General features: G+C 70.2%; 20 protein-coding genes. 14 read left to right on the forward strand and 6 right to left on the reverse strand.

Features of this window, described 5'->3' with window-relative positions; all coding sequences use genetic code 11:
• The first annotated feature begins 30 nt into the window (after window positions 1-30).
• Entirely contained in the window at window positions 31-1,167 is a 1,137-nt protein-coding gene (gene mnmA, locus ACFY1L_RS32675; RefSeq protein ID WP_388832067.1) for a tRNA 2-thiouridine(34) synthase MnmA, read from the forward strand.
• 3 nt (window positions 1,168-1,170) lie between these two features.
• Here the strand turns inward: mnmA and ACFY1L_RS32680 are convergent, their stop codons facing one another.
• From ACFY1L_RS32680 to ACFY1L_RS32700, 5 genes are all read right to left on the reverse strand, one after another.
• On the reverse strand, window positions 1,171-2,811 hold the full coding sequence (locus ACFY1L_RS32680; protein ID WP_388832070.1) for an ArnT family glycosyltransferase: 1,641 nt from the start codon (window positions 2,809-2,811) through the stop codon (window positions 1,171-1,173).
• Window positions 2,812-2,821: 10 nt separating this feature from the next.
• A complete protein-coding gene (locus tag ACFY1L_RS32685; protein ID WP_388832073.1) occupies window positions 2,822-3,814 on the reverse strand; it encodes a glycoside hydrolase family 26 protein in 993 nt (330 codons plus the stop codon).
• On the reverse strand, window positions 3,811-5,469 hold the full coding sequence (locus ACFY1L_RS32690) for a glycosyltransferase family 2 protein (protein WP_388832076.1): 1,659 nt from the start codon (window positions 5,467-5,469) through the stop codon (window positions 3,811-3,813). Before ACFY1L_RS32690 ends, ACFY1L_RS32685 begins: the two co-directional genes overlap by 4 nt.
• Window positions 5,470-5,596: 127 nt before the next feature.
• On the reverse strand, window positions 5,597-6,379 hold the full coding sequence (locus tag ACFY1L_RS32695) for an alpha/beta fold hydrolase (RefSeq protein WP_388832079.1): 783 nt from the start codon (window positions 6,377-6,379) through the stop codon (window positions 5,597-5,599).
• Window positions 6,380-6,437: 58 nt separating this feature from the next.
• Window positions 6,438-6,761 carry a DUF427 domain-containing protein gene (locus ACFY1L_RS32700; protein ID WP_388832082.1) on the reverse strand — a complete coding sequence of 108 codons (324 nt, stop codon included), beginning with the start codon at window positions 6,759-6,761 and terminating at the stop codon, window positions 6,438-6,440.
• Window positions 6,762-6,811: 50 nt separating this feature from the next.
• Between ACFY1L_RS32700 and ACFY1L_RS32705 the strand changes: the two genes are divergently transcribed.
• From ACFY1L_RS32705 to gatB, 12 genes are all read left to right on the forward strand, one after another.
• Window positions 6,812-7,351, forward strand: coding sequence for a TIGR00730 family Rossman fold protein (locus ACFY1L_RS32705; protein ID WP_388832085.1), 540 nt, complete (start codon window positions 6,812-6,814; stop codon window positions 7,349-7,351).
• Window positions 7,352-7,377: 26 nt separating this feature from the next.
• Complete coding sequence (locus ACFY1L_RS32710; RefSeq protein ID WP_388832087.1) at window positions 7,378-8,067, forward strand: SDR family oxidoreductase; 690 nt, start codon at window positions 7,378-7,380, stop codon at window positions 8,065-8,067.
• A complete protein-coding gene (locus ACFY1L_RS32715; protein WP_388832090.1) occupies window positions 8,064-8,465 on the forward strand; it encodes a hypothetical protein in 402 nt (133 codons plus the stop codon). Before ACFY1L_RS32710 ends, ACFY1L_RS32715 begins: the two co-directional genes overlap by 4 nt.
• A gap of 33 nt (window positions 8,466-8,498) precedes the next feature.
• Window positions 8,499-9,506 carry a methionine synthase gene (locus tag ACFY1L_RS32720; protein ID WP_388832093.1) on the forward strand — a complete coding sequence of 336 codons (1,008 nt, stop codon included), beginning with the start codon at window positions 8,499-8,501 and terminating at the stop codon, window positions 9,504-9,506.
• 14 nt (window positions 9,507-9,520) lie between these two features.
• On the forward strand, window positions 9,521-11,713 hold the full coding sequence (gene ligA / locus ACFY1L_RS32725; protein ID WP_388832096.1) for an NAD-dependent DNA ligase LigA: 2,193 nt from the start codon (window positions 9,521-9,523) through the stop codon (window positions 11,711-11,713).
• Between the two features lie 260 nt (window positions 11,714-11,973).
• A complete protein-coding gene (locus ACFY1L_RS32730; protein WP_388832099.1) occupies window positions 11,974-14,208 on the forward strand; it encodes a putative bifunctional diguanylate cyclase/phosphodiesterase in 2,235 nt (744 codons plus the stop codon).
• Window positions 14,209-14,585: 377 nt separating this feature from the next.
• Window positions 14,586-14,957: a DUF4267 domain-containing protein gene (locus ACFY1L_RS32735; RefSeq protein WP_388832101.1), complete on the forward strand. Its 372-nt coding sequence runs from the start codon at window positions 14,586-14,588 to the stop codon at window positions 14,955-14,957.
• Between the two features lie 44 nt (window positions 14,958-15,001).
• A complete protein-coding gene (locus ACFY1L_RS32740) occupies window positions 15,002-15,493 on the forward strand; it encodes a cupin domain-containing protein (protein WP_388832104.1) in 492 nt (163 codons plus the stop codon).
• Window positions 15,494-15,594: 101 nt separating this feature from the next.
• Complete coding sequence (gatC, locus tag ACFY1L_RS32745) at window positions 15,595-15,891, forward strand: Asp-tRNA(Asn)/Glu-tRNA(Gln) amidotransferase subunit GatC (protein WP_007384860.1); 297 nt, start codon at window positions 15,595-15,597, stop codon at window positions 15,889-15,891.
• Window positions 15,892-15,896: 5 nt separating this feature from the next.
• The gene (gene gatA, locus ACFY1L_RS32750; protein WP_388832107.1) at window positions 15,897-17,390 is read left to right on the forward strand and encodes an Asp-tRNA(Asn)/Glu-tRNA(Gln) amidotransferase subunit GatA; all 1,494 of its coding nucleotides are present in this window, start codon (window positions 15,897-15,899) and stop codon (window positions 17,388-17,390) included.
• Window positions 17,387-17,626: a hypothetical protein gene (locus tag ACFY1L_RS32755; protein WP_361274129.1), complete on the forward strand. Its 240-nt coding sequence runs from the start codon at window positions 17,387-17,389 to the stop codon at window positions 17,624-17,626. Before gatA ends, ACFY1L_RS32755 begins: the two co-directional genes overlap by 4 nt.
• A gap of 15 nt (window positions 17,627-17,641) precedes the next feature.
• Window positions 17,642-19,156 (forward strand): Asp-tRNA(Asn)/Glu-tRNA(Gln) amidotransferase subunit GatB, encoded by a 1,515-nt coding sequence (gene gatB / locus ACFY1L_RS32760; RefSeq protein WP_388832110.1) that lies wholly within the window; start codon window positions 17,642-17,644, stop codon window positions 19,154-19,156.
• 83 nt (window positions 19,157-19,239) lie between these two features.
• Here gatB and ACFY1L_RS32765 read toward each other — a convergent pair whose 3' ends face one another.
• The gene (locus ACFY1L_RS32765; protein ID WP_388832113.1) at window positions 19,240-20,046 is read right to left on the reverse strand and encodes an SAM-dependent methyltransferase; all 807 of its coding nucleotides are present in this window, start codon (window positions 20,044-20,046) and stop codon (window positions 19,240-19,242) included.
• Between the two features lie 186 nt (window positions 20,047-20,232).
• Here ACFY1L_RS32765 and ACFY1L_RS32770 point away from each other — a divergent pair, with 186 nt between their 5' ends.
• Entirely contained in the window at window positions 20,233-20,526 is a 294-nt protein-coding gene (locus tag ACFY1L_RS32770) for a hypothetical protein (RefSeq protein WP_388832116.1), read from the forward strand.
• Window positions 20,527-20,717: the final 191 nt, after the last annotated feature.

The raw sequence follows: 20,717 nt of genomic DNA on the forward strand, positions 1-20,717 counted from the left end.
GTTCCCGCGCCCCCTTACTCTTGAAGAGTTATGACTGACACCCCGCAGCGCCCCCGCCCTCTTCGCGTACTCGCCGCCATGTCCGGCGGTGTGGACTCCGCCGTCGCCGCCGCCCGCGCCGCGGAGGCCGGCCATGACGTGACCGGCGTCCACCTCGCGCTCTCCGCGAACCCGCAATCCTTCCGCACGGGCGCGCGTGGCTGTTGCACCATCGAGGACTCGCGCGACGCCCGCCGCGCCGCGGACGTCATCGGTATCCCGTTCTACGTCTGGGACCTCGCCGACCGCTTCCGCGAGGACGTGGTCGAGGACTTCATCGCCGAGTACGAGGCGGGCCGCACCCCGAACCCGTGCCTGCGCTGCAACGAGAAGATCAAGTTCGCGGCCCTGCTCGACAAGGCCCTCGCCCTCGGCTTCGACGCGGTCTGCACCGGCCACTACGCCAAGGTGATCGTGGGCGAGGACGGCGCGCGTGAGCTGCACCGCGCCTCCGACATGGCCAAGGACCAGTCGTACGTCCTCGGCGTGCTCGACGAGAAGCAGCTGGCGCACGCGCTCTTCCCGCTGGGCGACACGGTGACGACCAAGGACGAGATCCGCGCCGAGGCCGAGCGCCGCGGCCTGGCGGTCGCCAAGAAGCCCGACTCGCACGACATCTGCTTCATCGCCGACGGCGACACCCAGGGGTTCCTGGCGAACAGGCTGGGCAAGGCCGAGGGCGACATCGTCGACGAGTCCGGCGCCAGGCTGGGCACGCACGAGGGCGCGTACGGCTTCACCATCGGCCAGCGCAAGGGCCTGCGCATCGGCACCCCGGCGCCCGATGGAAAGCCGCGCTACGTCCTCGACATCTCGCCGGTGAACAACACGGTGACGGTCGGCCCGGCCGACGCCCTGGACGTCACCGCCCTGACCGCGATCAAGCCCCGCTGGTGCGGCACGGCACCCTCCGGCCCCGGCACGTACACCGCCCAGCTGCGCGCCCACGGCGGCGAGACCGAGGTCACGGCAGAACTGGTCGACGGCACCCTGGAGGTCTCCTTCACGGAGCCGGTCCGCGGCGTCGCCCCCGGCCAGGCGATCGTCCTCTACGACGGCACGCGCGTGGTGGGCTCGGCGACGATCGCGACGACCACGCGCGCGAAGACGACGACTTCGGTCGCGTAAGCCCTAGGAAGGCGCCCACAGCTCGAACCGGCTGCTGCCCCAGGCGGTCGCGTAGGGCACCGTGCCGATCAGGCGGTAGCCGGTCGAGTGCACCAGGGCGTCGCGCACGGTGGTGCTCTCGCCCGTCGGGTTGCCCCGGTCGAGCACGATCAGCGTGAAGTGCCGGTCGGCCACGGCGGCCTCGAAGCCGGCCGCCCCGGTGAGGTGCCGTCCGGAGCGGCTCGTGTAGTCGATCGTGTAGGTCGAGTTCCACTGCCGGTACGAGGTGTCCCGTCCCAGCGCGTACACCGGCACCTCGTAGGTGTCGGCGAGATAGGTGCCGTGCGCGCTCATGTAGGGCCGCAGCGTGGCCACCAGGCCCCTGGAGTCCGGCCACGTGTGGAAGTTGTCGTACGCCTGCGACATGCCGCTGGAGAGCATCACCACGCCCAGGAAGATCGCCCACTGCGGGTACTTGAAGTGCGCGCCCATCAGCCGTGTGACGCCGACTCCGGCGAGCGGTGCGGCGAAGAACAGGCCGTAGCCGATGTGCTTGTGCAGCGAGACCTCGGTGTGCAGGTGCAGCTGGTAGGCGGGCGCGAGCAGGGCCGTGCCGATCAGGAGCAGCCCGAGCGCGGCCCGCCAGCGGGCTCCCGGGAGCGCCCCGCGCCAGCCCGGCATCTCGCTCATCCGGCCGCTGCGGACGTAACTGAACGCCCCCAGGAGGGCCACGGCGACCGCCAGGCCGCCCCAGCGGGCGGAGTCCCGCAGGATCGTCCAGGAGGGCGTCGTACCGGCCGCACGGGCCGTCGTGGTGGACTGGATCGCCGCCAGGTATCCGGAGGCGTAGAGCCCGGCGCCCAGGAGTGCTGCGGTGGCCACGGCGAGCAGCACGCCGCGCCCCAACGCCCGCGGCAGACCGCGCCGTTGGTAGGCGGTCAGCACGCCTAGCAGCACCACGGTGGGCAGATACAGCGCGGAGGCGTACTTCACGGCCACCGCGAGCGCGGCCACCGGTGCGGCGAACAGGGTGAGCAGCGGATGCGAGTCCGCGGTGCGTACGACGATCCACGCGGCCAGCGCCAGCAGGAACAGGGCGAGGGCGTCATAGGTCGCGAAGTTGCCCATGAACGCCGTGGACTGGGCCACGGCGAAGACACCGGCCGCGCACAGCCCCGCCCGCTCGTTGAACAGCCGGCGGGTCATCGCGTACAGCAGGGCGGTGCAGCCCAGCATGCAGGCCAGGCTCAGCGCGCGGGCCCCGGCCAGTCCGAACACGGAGTCGGCGGCGGCCGCGAGCACGGGGTAGAGGACGGGCGCGCCCGAGAAGTAGCTCTCGAAGCCGCCGTAGAGCTTCGTGCCGTGGAGCAGGTGGCCGAGTTCGGCGTGGCCGGCGAACAGGTAGAGGGACTCGTCCTCGAAGGCGGTGTTCTGCAGGCGCAGCGACAGCGCGGCCTGCATCACCAGCAGGGCGAGCAGGACGAGTCGGCTGACCCGGGCGCGGCGGGAGCTCGGGGCGGCGGACCAGCCGGAGTCGGGGGCGGGCGGGAGTGTGTAGCCCGACCTGCGGGGCCTGAGAACCCGCAGCTGCATCGTCTCGGCCACCCTCGACCGGGCCTTCGGCCGGGCCACGGGCAGTTGCATGGTGGAGTCGTTGCGCTCCATGACGGGCCCCCTACGGTTTCCGGACGTCGAAGCCGAAGGAGTCGTCCGCCGCCGCCTTCTTGAACGCGGCGAGCGACAACGGGCCGCTGTCGATGCGCCAGTCGGCCTCCTTCTTGAGGTTGAACCAGACCAGGCCCAGGACATCGGCACGCGCGCGTACGCCCGCGAACAGGTCGGCGATCTCGGTGGGTTTGCTCTCGCCGGCCTGCACACCGGTCTCCGCGATGATGAACGGCTTGCGGCTGAAGCGGCGGATCTCGGTCAGGGTCGGCCCGAAGAGCGTGCGGAAGGTGGTCGGGCCGCTCAGCGCGTAGTAGCCGACGACACCGATCCAGTCGACGTAGGCGTCCCCCGGGTAGTACGGCTCGAGCCGGACGTCCGGGACCGGGTTGATGACGTTCGGGCTCCACACCCAGATGACGTTGCCCGCGCCCTCGTCCGTGAACAGGTCGTGGATGTGCCGCCACGCGCGCGCGAAGTCGGCCGCCCTGGTCTTCTTACTGCCCCAGGGATACCAGCCGCCGTTCATCTCGTGCCCGAAGCTCAGCGCGAGCGGCCGGTTGTAGTCGCGCACCGCGTCGGCGAACTCCCGTATGTACGCGTCGTCCCGGCCCGCGGCGATCTGCGCGGCCGTACGGGAGAAGGGCTCCCAGACCAGGAAGGGCAGCTGACCGCCGTCCCACACGGCCCGGTTGACGTCCGGCTGGAACGGATCGCCCCACTTCGCGTAGTACTCACGGAGGTTGGGCCGCTTCCCCGCCTTGTCGGCGAAGGCCGTCACGGGCGCGGTGGCACGGGGTGATCCGTTGAAGGCGACGCCGAGGTACTTGTGGTCGGGCTTGAGCAACGGGCGTATGTCGTACGGCGGTTCGGTGCTCGGCGTCGGCACCTCGGCGGTCGCCGCGGCCGAGGAAACCTGCGGCGCGGGCGGTGCACAGGCACCGACGGCGGCGGCCAGCAGACAGCCGACGAGGGCGAGCAGCAGACGGCGCGGGGCGGTCACGCGGCGGCCCCCTCGGCGAGCGGTTCCACGGCGACGGCTTCCTCGGCATGCGGCTGGATGAGGGCGCGGGCGACCGCGACGCCGTAGAAGAGGCCCGAGGCGAGCATCAGGGCGTAGTCGGAGGGGCTGAGCGAGGTGCTCATCCGCCAGACCGCGACGGCGATCCAGGCCACGGCCGTGGTGCCGCTCCAGGCCCACATGCCGATCCACAGGCGGCGCGTCTTGCTGCCCTTGGCGCCGCCCGCCCCGGTCGGCGTCCAGCCCATCGGGCGGCGGCGCACGGTGTCCCAGATGGCGAAGGCGTGCGCCCAGCCGTACAGGATGCGGGTGGCCCAGGCCTCCAGGCGGTACGGATTGCGGTGCCAGATCGGGTAGATCACGGTCAGGTAGACCACGCTCGGCAGCACCAGGCCGATGTTCGCCAGCTTCAGCTGCTCGGGCGCTGCCAGCATGATCGTGAGCGCGATGAGCGGGCCGCTGAAGGTCAGCAGTCCGGTCTCGATGTAGTAGACGAAACCGGACAAGTAGCACAACCGGCTCGCGAACCGCATCTTCGTGCGCCAGAACTCCCCGCTGCCCAGCATGGCGAGCGAGGCCATGCACCAGCGGTACTGCTGGCTGTAGAACGCGCCGACGGTGTCCGGGCACACGCCCGTGGACAGCGCGAGCGGGACGTACGTCAGATCCCATCCACGCGCGCGTAGTTCGAACCCCGTGTACATGTCCTCGGAGTGCTCGACCAGGCTGGTCCCGCCGATCTCCGCGAGCGCGCTGCGCCGGTACACCGCGCAGGAGCCGACGCAGATCGAGCCGTCGCTCTTCTGCCGGGAGACCTGGACGCTGCGGTAGAAGAGCTCCTGCACGGCCGCGGCCCCGCGCTCGATCCAGTTCTGCTGGTCCAGGACCCGGAAGAACTGCGGCGACTGGACGATGCCGGTGCGCGGTTCGCGGTCCATGTACGGCAGGAGTTCGTGCAGCAGATCCGCGCGCGGGGCGAAGTCGGCGTCCAGGATGAGAATGAACTCGCCCGACGACCGCTCGAACCCGTGCCGCAGATTGCCGGCCTTCTTCATCCATCCCCGGTTGGGCCGCACCAGGTACCGGAAGCCGAGGTCGGCGGCCATCGCGCCGATCTCCGAGTCGTCGGAGTCGTCGAGCACGATCGGGGTGACCCTGCCCGGGTAGTGCTCGGCCAGGGAGCGCACGTGCAGCCAGGTGTTGTGCAGCACCTCTATGGGCTCGCCGCACACCGGCAGGAAGACGTCCACGTCCGGATACCGCTCGGGCCGCCAGGCCCTGACCAGCCGGCGGTGCCCGCGCAGGTCGAAGTTCGGGGTGAAGGCGTCCAGCCGGAAGGAGATCAGATAGCTCGCGACGGACAGCAGCAGAAGCGGGACGTACGCCCAGATCCACACACTGGTCGCCGCCGCCCGCACCTGACTGATCACCAGGCAGACGAAGCCGACGAGGGAGGAACAGGTCAGCACCCAGGTGTGCCGCCGGACGTACGAGATCTTCTCCCGGTCGTCGGGAGGGGCCGGAAGCAACCCGGGATAGGCATGGCCGGAAACGGCCTTGCGCGGGTCGGCCCGGCGGCGGCGCTGCGGCGGGACCGCGGGGATGCCGCCGTCGGACAGGGCGTGCGGGGTGTTCAAGGGGCGTGCTCCACAAGCGAGCCGGAATGCCGGGGGACAAGGTGGCTCGCCGCCGAAGCGCGAGTTGATTGTGAATCTTATGTGACTACTGCTTACGGGAGGGTCTCGGGCTGCTCAAGGTTTGTTCTTAAGCCGCCGCGAAGAACTCCGCCAGCACGGGCGCGAGGACGTTCGGATCCACCATGTGCGTCTGACCCTCCAGACTCCGGTACGTCCCCTGGGGTGCCGTTTCGGCCACCGCCCGGGCGGCCTCGCGCAGCCAGGCGGGGCTCGCGTCGCCCGCGACCGACAAGACGGGCACCTCGATCGCGGCCAGCCGGTCCCGCGGCACCAGACCGTCGCCCATGACGGCGTTGTCGTAGGCGAGACTCGGTGCGATCGACTCCATTCCGGCCCACATGGGGGAGTGGCGGGCGCCCTGGATCATCTCCTCGGCCAGCCCGGTGAGCCGGAGGAACAGCTCGACCGCGTCCCCGGGCCGGCCCTGTTCGAGCGCCTCGGTGAGGTGCTCGGTGTACGCGGCGCGCTCCTTGGCGCCGCCCTCGTAGACGGCGAACGGCACCTCGTACACGGCCGCCCGGCGGACGGGCAGCCCGCTCGCCGCCGCCTGAAGGACCAGTGCGCCGCCCGACGAGATGCCGTACAGCGACGCCTCGCCGCCCGCCGCGTCGACGAGCGCCGCGAGGTCCTCGACCTCGCGGTCGACGGAGTAGGGCTTGGTGTCACCGCTCTCGCCGCGGCCGCGGCGGTCGTAGGAGATGACGCTGAAGCGGCCGGAGAGGGGCCCGGCGAGGGGTGCCACCGTGGCGCCCGTCGACATGGCGCCGCTCACCAGGATGACCGCCGGGCCCTGCCCGGTGCGTTGATACGCGATGGAGGTGCCGTCGCGCGAAATGGTCTGCTTGTCCATGCCGTGGAGACTGCCCCACGGCATGGAAATCATCAGTGAGGCGTACCGGTCGTACGGGTCACAGCACCTCGACGTCGTAGAAACAGAGGTGACCCTTGATCTCGGCGACTTCCGATTTGGGCTCCTGGTACGACCACACCAGATCGGCCGCGCCCGGCAGCGACCAGTAGGACGCCGTGCCCTTGAACGGGCAGTAGGTGTGGGTGTCGGAAGGGGTCAGCAGATCGAGTCGTACGTCGTCGGCGGGGAGGTAGTACCGCGGCGGACAGCCCGTTTCCTTGAGGACGAGGGGCCGTTCGCTCTCCGCCAGGATCTGGTCGCCGTGCACCACGCGCACGCGCTGGTCGACTTGCTCGATGGTGATCGTGTGTCCGTCTGCCATACCGGAAAAGCGTTCCCGGGCCCCCGGTTCTTCCCGCGTACGGTGACCTCATGCGAATCTGCGTCTTTCTCTCCGCCGCCGACCTCGACGACCGCTACACGCGCCCCGCGCGCGACTTCGCGAAACTGCTGGGCAAAGGCGGGCACACGCTCGTCTGGGGCGGTTCGGACGTCGGGTTGATGAAGGTGGTCGCCGACGGCGTGCAGGAGGCGGGAGGACGCCTGTGCGGGGTCTCCGTGGACTTCCTGGCGGCAAAGGCGCGGCAGGGCGCGGACGAGATGGTGATCGCCCGTGACCTCGCCGAACGCAAGAGGCTGCTGCTGGAGAAGGCCGACGCGGTGGTGGTCATGGTGGGCGGTACGGGCACGCTCGACGAGGCCACCGAGATCCTGGAACTGAAGAAGCACGGCCACACGGACAAGCCGGTGGTGCTCCTGAACACCGCGGGCTTCTACGACGGCCTGAAGGAGCAGTTCCGCCGCATGGAGGACGAGGGATTCCTGCCCCGTCCGCTGTCCGACCTGGTGTTCTTCGCCGAGGAGCCGGTGGGCGCGCTGGCGTATCTGGAGGAGAACCAGGGCGTGGAGTAGTCACCGGCGGGTGCGAGCATGGCGGCATGGCTACACATGTGATCACCGGGGCGGGTTCCGGCATCGGCGCGGCCGTCGCGCGTCGCCTCCACGCGCGCGGGGACGAACTCGTGCTGCACGCGCGCGACGCGGGCCGTGCGAAGGAGCTGGCGGCGGAGTTCCCGGGGGCGAGGACGCTGGTGGGCGACCTGGCCGACCCGGACAGGCTGAGCTGGGCCTTCTCGCACCAGTCGGTCCCGGACCGCGTTGACTCGCTGTTGCACATCGCGGGCGTGGTCGACCTGGGGCCGGTGGGGGAGCTGACCCCGAAGACCTGGCGCCACCAGCTGAACGTCAACCTGATCTCCCCCGCCGAGCTGACCCGCCACTTGCTGCCCCAACTCCGCGCCGCCCGCGGCCACGTGGTCTTCGTCAACTCCGGCGCGGGCCTGAACGCCCACGCCGACTGGTCCGCCTACGCGGCCTCCAAGCACGGCCTGAAGGCCCTGGCGGACTCGCTGCGCCACGAGGAACACGGCAACGGCGTCCGCGTGACCTCGGTCTACCCCGGCCGCACGGCGAGCCCCATGCAGGCCAAGGTCCACCAGCAGGAGGGCAGGGAGTACGACGCGTCGAAGTGGATCGACCCGGAGTCGGTGGCCACGACGATCCTGATGGCCGTGGACCTGCCGCGGGACGCGGAGGTCAACGACCTGACGGTGCGGCCCGGAAAGTGACCGGGCCGGCGCGGTGGAGCAGGGCGAGCGGCGAGGTGGTCCGGGCCTGGCTCGACGAGGTCTGGGAGCGCGCGGAGGCCGCGGTCGTCCTCGATGGCGGCGACAATGGCGGACCCCTAGCCGGGCGCAGGGTCCGCGGCGAGGTCTTCGACCCGGAGGCTCTCGCCGAGCTGCGCTCCCTCACCACGGCCGGTGAGTTCGCGGACGACATCTGCCGCTGTCACGGTGGCCTGACCATCGCCCTGCTCGATGCGGAGGGCGAGTTCATCGGCAGCGGCAGCGTGCACGGGGAGACCGACGTCTCCTGGGAGCGTGGCCGCTTCCGGAACAACCTGGAGGTCGCGGACCCGGCGGGGCTGGTCGCCTTCCTGGAACGGCACGGAATTCGCATGAGGTGAAGCCGCGCCCCGGAGGTTACGTACGCTTCCGGGGTGAGCAACAACAGCCAGTTCAGCTTCGGTCCCGCCACCGGCGTCGGCTCTCTGCCAGGAGGCGACGCCCGGGAGGCCGCCAAGACCGCCACCGGCGCTGTCGAGGACTTCCCCTTCCTGCCCGAGCTGCCCGCCCGGGGCCCCGGCGCGGACATGATCGGCAGGACCGCCGGGATGCTCGTCGAGCTGTACGCGCGCGTGGAGCCCAGCGGCTGGCGGATCGGCGACCGCCCCGGCCGGGACACCAAGCGCGCCCGGTCCTGGCTCGGCGAAGACCTCGATGCCCTCGAGGAGTTCACGCAGGGGTACGAGGGCCCGCTCAAGGTGCAGGCCGTGGGGCCCTGGACGCTCGCCGCCGGTCTCGAGCTGAGGAACGGCGAGGCCGCCCTCGGCGACCCCGGCGCCTGCCGCGACCTCGCCGCCTCGCTCGGCGAGGGGCTCCGCCTCCACCTCGCCGAGCTGCACCGCCGCATCCCCGGCGCGCAACTCGTCCTCCAGCTCGACGAGCCGTCCCTCACCTCCGTGCTCCGCGGACAGGTGAAGACCGCCAGCGGCTATCGGACCCACCGCGCCGTCGACCGGCAGGTCGTCGAGGCCACCCTCCGCGACGTCGTCGGGGTTCACAGCGACGGCCCCACCGTGGTCCACTCCTGCGCACCGGACGTCCCGTTCGCCCTCCTGCGCAGGGCGGGCGCGGCGGCGATCTCCTTCGACTTCTCGCTCCTCACCGAGCGTGACGACGACGCGATCGGCGAGGCGGTGGAAGGGGGGACGAGGCTCTTCGCCGGTGTCGTGCCGAGCACGGACGGCCCATTGTCAGACCCTGCCGGTAGCGTCATGGGTGTCAGGACGCTGTGGCGCAGGCTGGGGCTGCAACCGGGGCTTCTCGCGGAGGCGGTCACGATCACGCCGTCGTGCGGACTCGCGGGAGCCTCCCCCGACTACGCGCGCAAGGCACTCGCCCACTGCGTCCGGGCGGCGAGATCCCTCGCGGACAACCCAGAGTAACGGGAGGACATACGGTGGCCGGCGAAAAGCAAGCGGAGACGACGGTGCCCGCCGAGGCACGGGAGAAGCACGCGCAGCTCGCTGAGCAGATCGAGGAGCACCGCTTCCGGTACTACGTGAACGACGCTCCGGTCATCAGCGACGCGGACTTCGACAAGCTGCTGCGCTCCCTGGAGGCGTTGGAGGAGGAGCACCCCGAGCTGCGCACCCCGGACTCGCCGACCCAGAAGGTCGCCGGAGCTTACGAGACCGAGTTCACGGCGGTGCAGCACCGCTCACGCATGCTCTCCCTCGACAACGCCTTCAGCGACGAGGAGTTGGCCGCCTGGGCGGAGCGCGTCGCCAAGGACGTCGGCGGACCCGACTACCACCTCCTGTGCGAGCTGAAGGTCGACGGCCTCGCCGTCAACCTCACCTACGAGCACGGCCGCCTCACCCGCGCGGCGACCCGCGGCGACGGCCGCACGGGCGAGGACATCACCCCCAATGTCCGTACGATCGCGGAGATTCCGGACAGGCTGGGCGGCGACCGCGTCCCCGACCTCGTGGAGATCCGCGGCGAGGTCTACTTCCCGATGGAGAAGTTCGAGGAGCTCAACGCCCGCCTGGTCGAGGCCGGCGACAAGCCCTTCGCCAACCCGCGCAACGCGGCTGCGGGTTCACTGCGCCAGAAGGACCCGCGCGTCACCGCCACCCGCCCCCTCCACATGGTCGTCCACGGCATCGGCGCCCTGGAGGGCTTCGAGGGCCTCACCCGCCTCTCCCAGGGCTACGACCTGCTCAAGACCTGGGGGTTGCCCACCTCCCGGCACAACAAGGTCGTCGACGGCCTCGACGGCGTACGGGAGTTCATCGCGTACTACGGCGAGAACCGCCACTCCGTGGAGCACGAGATCGACGGAGTCGTCGTCAAGCTCGATGAAATCCCGCTCCAGGGGCGCCTCGGTTCCACCTCCCGCGCGCCGCGCTGGGCGATCGCGTACAAGTACGCGCCCGAGGAGGTCAACACCAAGCTCATCAACATCCGTGTGGGAGTGGGCCGTACGGGCCGGGTCACGCCGTACGCCCAGGTCGAGCCGGTCACGGTGGCCGGCTCGGAGGTCGAGTTCGCCACCCTGCACAACCAGGACGTCGTCAAGGCCAAGGGCGTTCTCATCGGCGACACGGTGGTGCTGCGCAAGGCCGGTGACGTCATCCCGGAGATCCTCGGCCCGGTCGTCGACCTGCGCGACGGCAGCGAGCGCGAGTTCGTGATGCCGGCCGAGTGCCCCGAGTGCGAGACGGCCCTGCGGCCGATGAAGGAGGGCGACGTCGACCTGCGCTGCCCCAACGCCCGCACCTGCCCGGCCCAGTTGCGTGAGCGCCTGTTCTACCTGGCGGGCCGCAAGGCCCTCGACATCGAGCACTTCGGATACGTCGCCGCCGCGGCCCTCACCAAACCGCTGGAACCCGCCGACCCGCCGCTGCTGGACGAGGGCGACCTCTTCGACCTCACCATCGAGCAGCTGCTGCCCATCAAGGCGTACGTCCTCGACCAGGACAGCGGCCTGCCCAAGCGCGACCCGAAGACCGGCGAGGAGAAGATCGCCACGGTCTTCGCCAACCAGCAGGGCGAGCCCAAGAAGAACGCGGTCGCGATGCTGGAGAACATCGCGGCGGCCAAGGAGCGCCCCCTCGCCCGCATCCTCACCGGCCTGTCGATCCGTCACGTCGGCCCGGTCGCCGCCGAGGCGCTGGCCCGCGAGTTCCGGTCGATCGAGCGCATCGAGCAGGCCACGGAGGAGGAGCTGGCGAACACCGACGGCGTCGGCGGGATCATCGCCGCCTCCCTCAAGGAGTGGTTCGCCGAGGAGTGGCACCAGGAGATCCTCCGCAAGTGGCGGGCCGCGGGCGTCCGCATGGAGGAGGAGGGCTCCGGAGAGGACGAAGGACCCCGTCCGCTGGAAGGGCTTACGGTCGTCGTCACCGGCACCCTCGAACACTTCACGCGGGACGGAGCCAAGGAGGAGCTGCAGACCCGCGGAGCGAAAGTGACCGGTTCTGTTTCGAAGAAGACTTCTTTCGTTGTGGTGGGCGACAATCCTGGTTCCAAATATGACAAGGCGATGCAGCTCAAGGTGCCTGTTCTGAACGAGGAGGGCTTCAACGTCCTGCTGGAACAGGGGCCGGACGCGGCGGCAGAAGTTGCGCTTCCCACAGAGGAGTAGCGGTTGAAGGCCACCCGTTCGGCGCATACCAGATGCATACGGGTGGCCGGGCTGCAATCGGGCAACCGTCGACGACCGGTGCCCGTGGAAGCCTTCTGCGGCCTACTGTTGAGATGTGCACCTGCCGTGCCCAGCTGCGGTTGGGGCATCCCCCTGCTCTTCGCGAGCAGGGGGAAGGGTTTTCCAAACGCGGTGCCGTTGAAGGTTGTCGGGCATCGGGCCGCGTGGCGTGGGCACCGCCGGCTGTGAGAGGGACGGGAATGGAACCGACCGAGAGCGCCGCCCCGGACTCACGGCTGCGCCTGCGCCGGGTCACCGGCGCGTGGCGGGCGAGTCGCTGGGCGGAACGTCCGGGCGCGGAGGGGCGCGCCACCGGACAGTACACCGCGACGGACGGCCGCGCCCCGCACCTCACCACCGACCACTCCTCCGGCCTGCCGGGCGCCGAGACGGAGCGGCACGTGTCGTGGCCCGCGCTGCCCGCGGCGGTCGTCGCGGCGGCCGGGTTCGTCCTCGGCGCCGGCTTCTACCGGGCGTTCACCGGGACGCACGCGCTCTTCCCGTCCGGCACCGTCGGCTGGTCCCTGGCCGTGCTGACCGGCATCATCGTCGGCCATCTGGTCATGCTCGGCCGCTCCCGCTGGTGGGGCGGCACGGGCTCCGGCGCCGCCCTCACCCTCGCCGTCCTGATGCTGTACGGCTGGGTGCCCGCGGGCATGGTCAGCCTCACCGTCGTGGTGCTGGTCGGCATAGCCCGCCGCAACCGGTGGCGCCAAGGGGTGCTGCAGGGCTCGGTGGACATACTGGGCATCGGCACCGGGGCCCTCGTGCTGGGCGCCTTCGGACGCGTGCCGTCCGTGGAGAATCCCTGGAACCCCGACAGCTGGACCCTCTACACCGCCCCCGAGGTGGTGCTGGTCGCCACCGCCTACCTCCTGGTCACCCGCACCCTGCTCTGGTATCTGCACGCCCCGCGCCATGGCGGCCTGCCCACCGTCGCCCGCACCGCACTGGTCAGACAGGGTCTGGTGGCGGTCGCGCTGCTCGGGATAGCCCCGCTGGTGTGTGTGGTCGCCGTGGCCCAGCCGGTGCTGCTGCCGCTGTTCGCCATCCCGCTGATCGCCCTCGACTCCACGCTGTGGATAGCCCGCGCCCGGGCCGAGGAGCAGCTGCGCGACCCGCTGACCGGACTGCCCAACCGGCAGTGGCTGCTGGAGCGCATCTGGACCGCGCTGGACGACGCCGAGCGCATCGGCGCCCGCGCCGCGCTGATGCTGATCGACCTGGACCGCTTCCGTTCGGTCAACGACACGCTCGGGCATCTCGCCGGTGACCGGCTCCTGCTGCAGATAGCCGACCGGCTGCGCCTTGCGCTCCCGCGCGGAGCGGAGGCCGCGCGGCTCGGCGGCGACGAGTTCGCCGTTTTACTGCCGGTCGCCGACTCCACGACGTCCGCGACCCGTGTGGCCCGCGGTCTCGTGGCCGCGCTCAGCTCCCCGCTCGACCTCGACGGGCTCACGCTCGTCCTTGAGGCCAGCGCGGGTGTCGCCGTCTTCCCGGACCACGCCCTGGACGCCGAGGGGCTGCTGCGGCGGGCGGACGTGGCGATGTACCAGGCGAAGCGGGACCGTACGGGTGTGGAGGTGTACGAGTCCAAGCGGGACTCCAACACCCCGGACCGGCTCGGTCTGCTGGGCGATCTGCGCCGGGCGCTCGATGCGCACGAGGTGCAGTTGCACTACCAGCCGAAGGTCCGCTTCGACGGGCAGGTGGCCGGGCTGGAGGCCCTTGTCCGCTGGGTGCATCCCGAGCGCGGGAAGGTGCCACCGGACGAGTTCATAGCGATCGCCGAGTCCTCGGGGCTGATGCCCCATCTGACCGAGTACGTGCTGGAGACGGCCCTCGGCCAGGTCGCCGCGTGGCGGGCCCAGGGGCTGTACGTCCCCGTCGCGGTCAACGTCTCCCCCCGCGACGTCCACACCCCCGGCTTCGCCGGTTCCGTGGCCGCGCGCCTGGCCCGGCACGGAGTGCCCGCGGGAGCGCTCCAACTCGAGATAACGGAACACGTTCTCCTGGAGGACCCGCAGCGCGCCGCGGACACCCTCAACGGGCTGACCGGGCACGGCGTGAAGATGTCGCTGGACGACTTCGGCACCGGGTACTCCTCGCTGGTGCATCTACGGCGACTGCCGGTGAGCGAGCTGAAGATCGACCGTTCCTTCGTGGCCCGGCTGGCCGTCGACACCGAGGACGCGGAGATCGTGCGCTGCACGGTCGACCTCGCCCACTCGCTCGGCCTGCTGGTCGTAGCCGAGGGCGTCGAGGACGACGAGACCTGGGAACGCCTGCGGGACCTGGGCTGCGACGCCGTACAGGGCTGGCTGGTCGCAGCGGCGATGCCGCCGGAGGAGACGACGGCGTGGCTACGGGCACGGGGCTCCCGCGGCTGGCAGCGCCCCCGAGCGGCCCTCCCGGCGGCGGCCACCGACGACTGACCTCCACCCACCCGCCCACCTGTGCGGGCCAAGCGGAGAGGCCAGTACGTCTCCGTCAGCACTCCGAGGTCTTCGCCTTCGGCTGCGATCGGGGCCACCGCCTGGGCCGGCTCACCGAACGCCTCCTTCAGCGGCGCCGGACCCCACCGCGGCGAGCGCCCCCGCGTGTCCTTCGCCGCCGGCTGACGTGTCGTCGCCGCGTCCCAGCCCTCGCCCTCCGCCAGTTCGCGTGCGGCCGTGACGATCAGTCGCTCGCGCTGCCGACGCGTCTGGACCGCCATGGCAGGAATTCTAGCGGCGCTAGACAGTCTGTCGATGCTCTGTTAGCGTCGATTTCGTTCCTAGCGTTGCTAGCGATTCATTCATCAAGGGGATCCATGACCGTCACCGCGTACACCCTGGCCGTCCTGCTCGACCTCTTCTGCGTGTTCCTCGGCTACCGGTTCCTGTTCCAGCCGGCCCCTGCCGCCGCCGGTTACGGCGTCCCCGCCCGTCCGGACGGCGACGCCGGGGCCTATCTCTCGGTCAAGGGGCTCCGCGACGGCACCTTCGGGGTGCTCGGTCTGGCCCTGCTGGCCTTCGCCGGTGCCCGTGCCGAGGCGTGGTTCATGGTCTGTGTGGCACTCGTGCCGCTGTTCGACACACTGATAGTGCTGCGCCACGGCGGAACGAAGGCCGTTGCCTTCGGGATCCACTTCGCCACGGCCGTGATCGTGCTGATCAGTGCCGGGCTGCTGTTCGCGGCCTGATCGCATCCGTATCGACTCGACGATCGAGACCCGGGGGTTCTGAGATGTCGCTGTTCGTACCGAAATTCAATGATTCCGTGATCGTCCGCGACGCCGAGGCAGAGGTGATCGGCGGAGCTCCCGTCGGCGTCAAGCTGCTGGCCGACAGCAGCGCCTCCGGCGGTGCCCTGTCCACCGTGCGCGTCACTCTCAAGGACGGTGCCGACGGTGCCCGACCGCACCTGCACAACAACTCGGCCGAGATGTTCTTCATGCTCGACGGCGCGGCCCAGCTCCTGTCCGGCGAGGACATCGTCACCGCCGAGCCGGGTGACCTGGTCGTCGTTCCGCCGGGCAAACCGCACGCCTTCGCCGCCGTGCCGGGCGCCGACGCCGACATCCTCATCGTCATCACACCGGGAGTGGAGCGCTTCGAGTACTTCCGCCATCTCCAGCGCATCCGCCTGGGCGAGGTCACCCCCGAGAGCCTCCTCGAGGTGCAGGACCTCTACGACAACCACTTCCTCAAAAGCGCGGTCTGGGATGGCCGCCGCTGACCCCTCCGTCGTCAGGGCCCGGGAAACCGTTTAACGGCCACCGCGCCCTGCCCCCTAGGATTGGGCCCAAACCACACACACTCACCCCAGAGGATCGCTGCATGCCTGGCATCACGCGCGAGGAGGTCGCCCACCTCGCACGGCTGGCGCGTCTGGAGCTGAAGCCCGAAGAGCTCGAGCACTTCGCGGGACAGCTGGACGACATCATCGGCGCGGTCGCACGCGTCAGTGAGGTCGCCGACCAAGACGTACCGCCGACCTCGCACCCGCTCCCGCTGACGAACGTCATGCGGGCGGACGAGGTCCGTCCGTCGCTCACCCCCGAGCAGGCGCTCTCCGGCGCCCCGGCCCAGGAGCAGCAGCGTTTCAAGGTGCCGCAGATCCTGGGGGAGGACTAATCGCCATGACGGACATCATCAAGCTCACGGCCGCCGAGACCGCCGCGAAGATCGCCTCCGGCGAGCTCACGGCCGTGCAGGTCACCGAGGCCCATCTGGCCCGTATCGAGGCCGTCGACGAGAAGGTGCACGCCTTCCTGCACATCGACCGCGAGGGCGCCCTGGCCCAGGCCCGTGCCGTCGACGAGAAGCGTGCCAAGGGGGAGAAGCTCGGTCCTCTCGCCGGCGTGCCGCTCGCGCTCAAGGACATCTTCACCACCGAGGGCATCCCGACGACCGTCGGTTCGAAGATCCTCGAGGGCTGGATCCCGCCGTACGACGCGACCCTCACCAAGAGGCTGAAGGCCGCCGACGTCGTCATCCTCGGCAAGACCAACATGGACGAGTTCGCCATGGGGTCGTCGACGGAGAACAGCGCCTTCGGGCCCACCGGCAACCCGTGGGACCTCACCCGTATCCCCGGCGGCTCCGGCGGCGGTTCGTCCGCCGCGCTCGCCTCCTTCCAGGCCCCGCTCGCCATCGGCACCGACACCGGCGGTTCCATCCGCCAGCCGGCCGCCGTCACCGGCACGGTGGGCGTGAAGCCGACGTACGGGGCCGTGTCCCGTTACGGCATGGTGGCGTTCTCGTCCTCCCTCGACCAGGGCGGGCCCTGCGCCCGTACGGTTCTGGACGCGGCGCTGCTGCACGAGGTCATCGCCGGGCACGACCCGCTCGACTCCACCTCCATCGACGCTCCGGTCCCGCCGGTCGTCGAGGCCGCCCGCAACGGCAGCGTCGAGGGCATGCGCGTCGGTGTCGTCAAGCAGTTCCGCGGCGAGGGCTACCAGGCCGGTGTCATCCAGCGGTTCGACGAGTCGGTCGCGCTGCTGAAGGAGCTGGGCGCCGAGATCGTGGAGCTGGACTGTCCGAGCTTCGACCTCGCACTCTCCGCGTACTACCTGATCGCGCCCTCCGAGTGCTCCTCCAACCTCGCCCGCTTCGACGGCCTGCGCTACGGCCTGCGTACCGGCGACGACGGCACGCACTCAGCCGAGGAGGTCACCTCGATCACCCGCGAGGCCGGCTTCGGTCCCGAGGTCAAGCGCCGCATCATGCTCGGCACCTACGCCCTCTCCAGCGGCTACTACGACGCCTACTACGGCTCCGCCCAGAAGGTCCGCACGCTCATCACGCGCGATTTCGAGAAGGCCTTCGAGCAGGTGGATGTCATCGTTTCGCCGACGACTCCCACCACCGCCTTCCCCATCGGCGAGCGTGCCGACGACCCGATGGCGATGTACCTGGCCGACCTGTGCACCATCCCGACCAACCTGGCGGGCAACGCGGCCATGTCGCTGCCCTGCGGTCTCGCCCCCGAGGACAACCTCCCGGTCGGCCTGCAGATCATCGCCCCGGCCCTGAAGGACGACCGGCTGTACAAGGTGGGCGCTGCCGTCGAGGCCGCCTTCGTGGAAAAGTGGGGCCACCCGCTCCTGGAGGAGGCACCGTCGCTGTGAGCAAGCTGTCCAAGGCGAAGGACTTCAAGAAGTCCAAGTCCGGTACGTACCTGTCCATCGCCACCACGGCGTTCGGCGCCATCGGTGTCGCCAAGCGGCTCAAGAAGGCCCGTGCCGAGCAGGACACGCTGGTCCTGATCGACGCCACCGTGTCCGCCGTCGCCGTCGTCACCGGCCTCGCCATCCTGTACCGCGAGCTGAAGCGGCTGGGCGACGACGACGTCCTGCTGGGCTGAGAGGGAAGTTTCACCGTGACCACCACGACCGACCTGGTGTCGTACGAGGACGCTCTCGCGTCGTACGACCCCGTCATGGGCCTCGAGGTCCATGTCGAACTCGGCACCAAGACCAAGATGTTCTGCGGCTGTTCGACCGCACTCGGTCAGGACGCCAACACGCAGACCTGCCCCACCTGCCTCGGCCTGCCCGGCTCGCTCCCGGTCGTCAACGCGACCGGCGTCGAGTCGGCGATCAAGATCGGTCTCGCGCTGAACTGCGAGATCGCCGAGTGGTGCCGCTTCGCCCGGAAGAACTACTTCTATCCGGACATGCCGAAGAACTTCCAGACCTCCCAGTACGACGAGCCGATCGCCTTCAACGGCTACCTCGACGTACAGCTGGAGGACGGCGAGACCTTCCGCGTGGAGATCGAGCGCGCCCACATGGAGGAGGACACCGGCAAGTCGACCCATGTGGGCGGCGCGACGGGTCGTATCCACGGCGCCTCGCACTCGCTGCTCGACTACAACCGCGCCGGCATCCCGCTCATCGAGATCGTCACGAAGCCGATCGAGGGCGCGGGCGAGCGCGCTCCCGAGGTCGCGAAGGCGTACGTCCGTGAGTTGCGCGAGGTCATCAAGGCGCTCGGTGTCTCCGAGGCCCGCATGGAGATGGGGCAGATGCGCTGCGACGTGAACCTGTCGCTGCGCCCCAACGGCACCGAGAAGTTCGGCACGCGCTCCGAGACGAAGAACGTCAACTCGCTGCGGTCCGTGGAGCGTGCGGCCCGTTTCGAGATCCAGCGGCACGCCGCCGTGCTGAGCAGCGGCGGGACGATCATCCAGGAGACCCGGCACTTCCACGAGGACACCGGGTCGACGACCTCGGGCCGCGTGAAGGAAGAGGCCGAGGACTACCGGTACTTCCCGGAGCCGGACCTGGTGCCGGTCGCCCCGTCCCGTGAGTGGGTCGAGGAGATCCGCGCCGCCCTGCCCGAGCTGCCGCTGGTCCGCCGCAACCGGCTCCTCGCGGAGTGGGGCATCTCGGCCACCGAGATGCAGGCGATCCTCAACGCCGGTGCGCTGGACCCGATCGTCGCCACGATCGACGCCGGCGCCGACGCGGCCTCCGCCCGCAAGTGGTGGATGGGCGAACTGGCGCGCAGCGCCAACGAGTCGGGCAAGGCGCTCGACGAGCTGGCCATCACCCCGGCGCAGGTCGCCCGGGTGACCGAGCTGGTCTCGAAGGGCGACCTGAACGACAAGCTGGCCCGCCAGGTCATCGAAGGCGTCCTCGCGGGCGAAGGCACCCCGGACGAGGTCGTCGACAAGCGCGGACTGAAGGTCGTCTCCGACGACTCGGCGCTGGGCACGGCGGTCGACGAGGCCATCGCCGGCAACCCGGGCATCGCCGACAAGATCCGCGGCGGCAAGGTGGCCGCGGCCGGCGCCCTGGTCGGCGCGGTCATGAAGGCGACCCGGGGTCAGGCCGACGCGGCCCGCGTCAAGGAGCTGATCCTCGAGAAGCTGGGCGTCAGCGAGGGCTGACGCCACAGACTGAGTACGGCCCCGGAGGCATGACCTCCGGGGCCGTTCGCTTGCCTACGACGCCTGCGGGGCCGTACGCCTGCTTACCTCCGGCGTCCCACGACCCGCGCGAAGCCGAGCACATGCTCCACGTCGGCGTGCATCAGGTCGACCGACCAGCGAGCCATGTCCGCCATGAACTCGCTGGAGCTCTCCTCGGCGCACACCTCGCTCCACAGCAGCCAGTCGCGCCAGCCGTCGTCCAGCCAGTCGGCCGCCTCGACCTCCACGGCCGTGCCGCGCGTCCACAGTCGCCGCCACCAGGCGGGGGTGTGGAACGCCCAGAAACCGGGATCCTTCTCCCAGTACTCCTTCAGATGCGCCGGCGGCTCGTCGCCCGTCGGCTCCTCGCGCAGGGCCGGCACGACGATCCCGATCCGGCCGCCCGGCTTCAACAGCCGGGTCAGGGTGGGCAGATAGAGGTCGTTGGTGCCGAAGTACTGGTACGCGTCGACGGAGACGATCGCGTCGAACGTGCCCTCGCCGAACGGCAGGTCGTGCGCCTCCGTGAACACCGGCAGCACCCGGTCGGCGACACCGGCCTCGGCGATGCGTACGGCGTTCTCGTCGGGCTTGACCCACAGGTCGGCGGCGACGACCTGGACGTCGTACTCCTTGGCGAGGAACACGGACGTCATGGCGCGCCCGCAGCCGAGGTCGAGGACGCGGGCGCCGGGGCGCAGCGCGTCGAGGCCGAGGGCGGGGGCCAGCCACTCCAGCAGCCACAGGGCGTTCGGGCCCATCTGGTTCTCGATCGTCCAGCGGGCGTCGTAGTGGTTGCTGCGCGACCAGCGGGGGTGGGTCAGGCGGTCAGTGAGGTGGTGCGAGGTCCTGGATGTGATGTCGGACATCGGTGAACGGGCTCCTTGAGTCCTCCGTAGTGGAAAGAGATGCGTAGGAGCTCGGTCGGACCTTCAAACAATGCACCCGCTTCGGTCGTCGGCGAGGCGCCGGGGACGGCTGACCCGCGGAAGCTAGCAGCCGTGGTGGACGTCCCGCACCTGGTTTCTCAGGGGGACGCGCTACGCTCGCCCGCCATGGACGGACGCGGTGATTCCGAGATACAGGACGTCGTGGACTCCGCCGAGGACGCGCGGCGGGCCCGCTGGACTGCGGCCGGGACCGGGGCGCTGCTGGCCCTCGCCGGGCTGGCCGCGTCGGTGCTCCGCCTCACCGGATCCGCCCCGGCCCTCGTGCCCGGCGCTTACGCCTTCGGTGCCTTCGTGTGCGCGCTGGCCTCGGTGCTCGGCTCCCGCGGGCGCACGCGGCGGGCGCTGTGGCTGCTGATCGTCGGGGCGATGGTGATGGCGCTGGGGGACCAGTTCGACTGAGGTGACAGAGTCACCGTTACTGTCCTGTGATCTGCCTCCCACTCCTGTGAATAAACGCACGAACGCGCTAAACGATCACTTTCGCCTGCAAGAGTGGTCTTCACATTGCTCATGCGTTCTTTGCGGGCTGTTCACCTCATGAACGACGGTTCCCGGTCAAAGATCCACAAATCCCCCCTGGGAGCACGTTC

Origin of the sequence: Streptomyces sp. NPDC001663 (assembly GCF_042893105.1) — a bacterium.
Classification (GTDB): Bacteria; Actinomycetota; Actinomycetes; order Streptomycetales; family Streptomycetaceae; genus Streptomyces.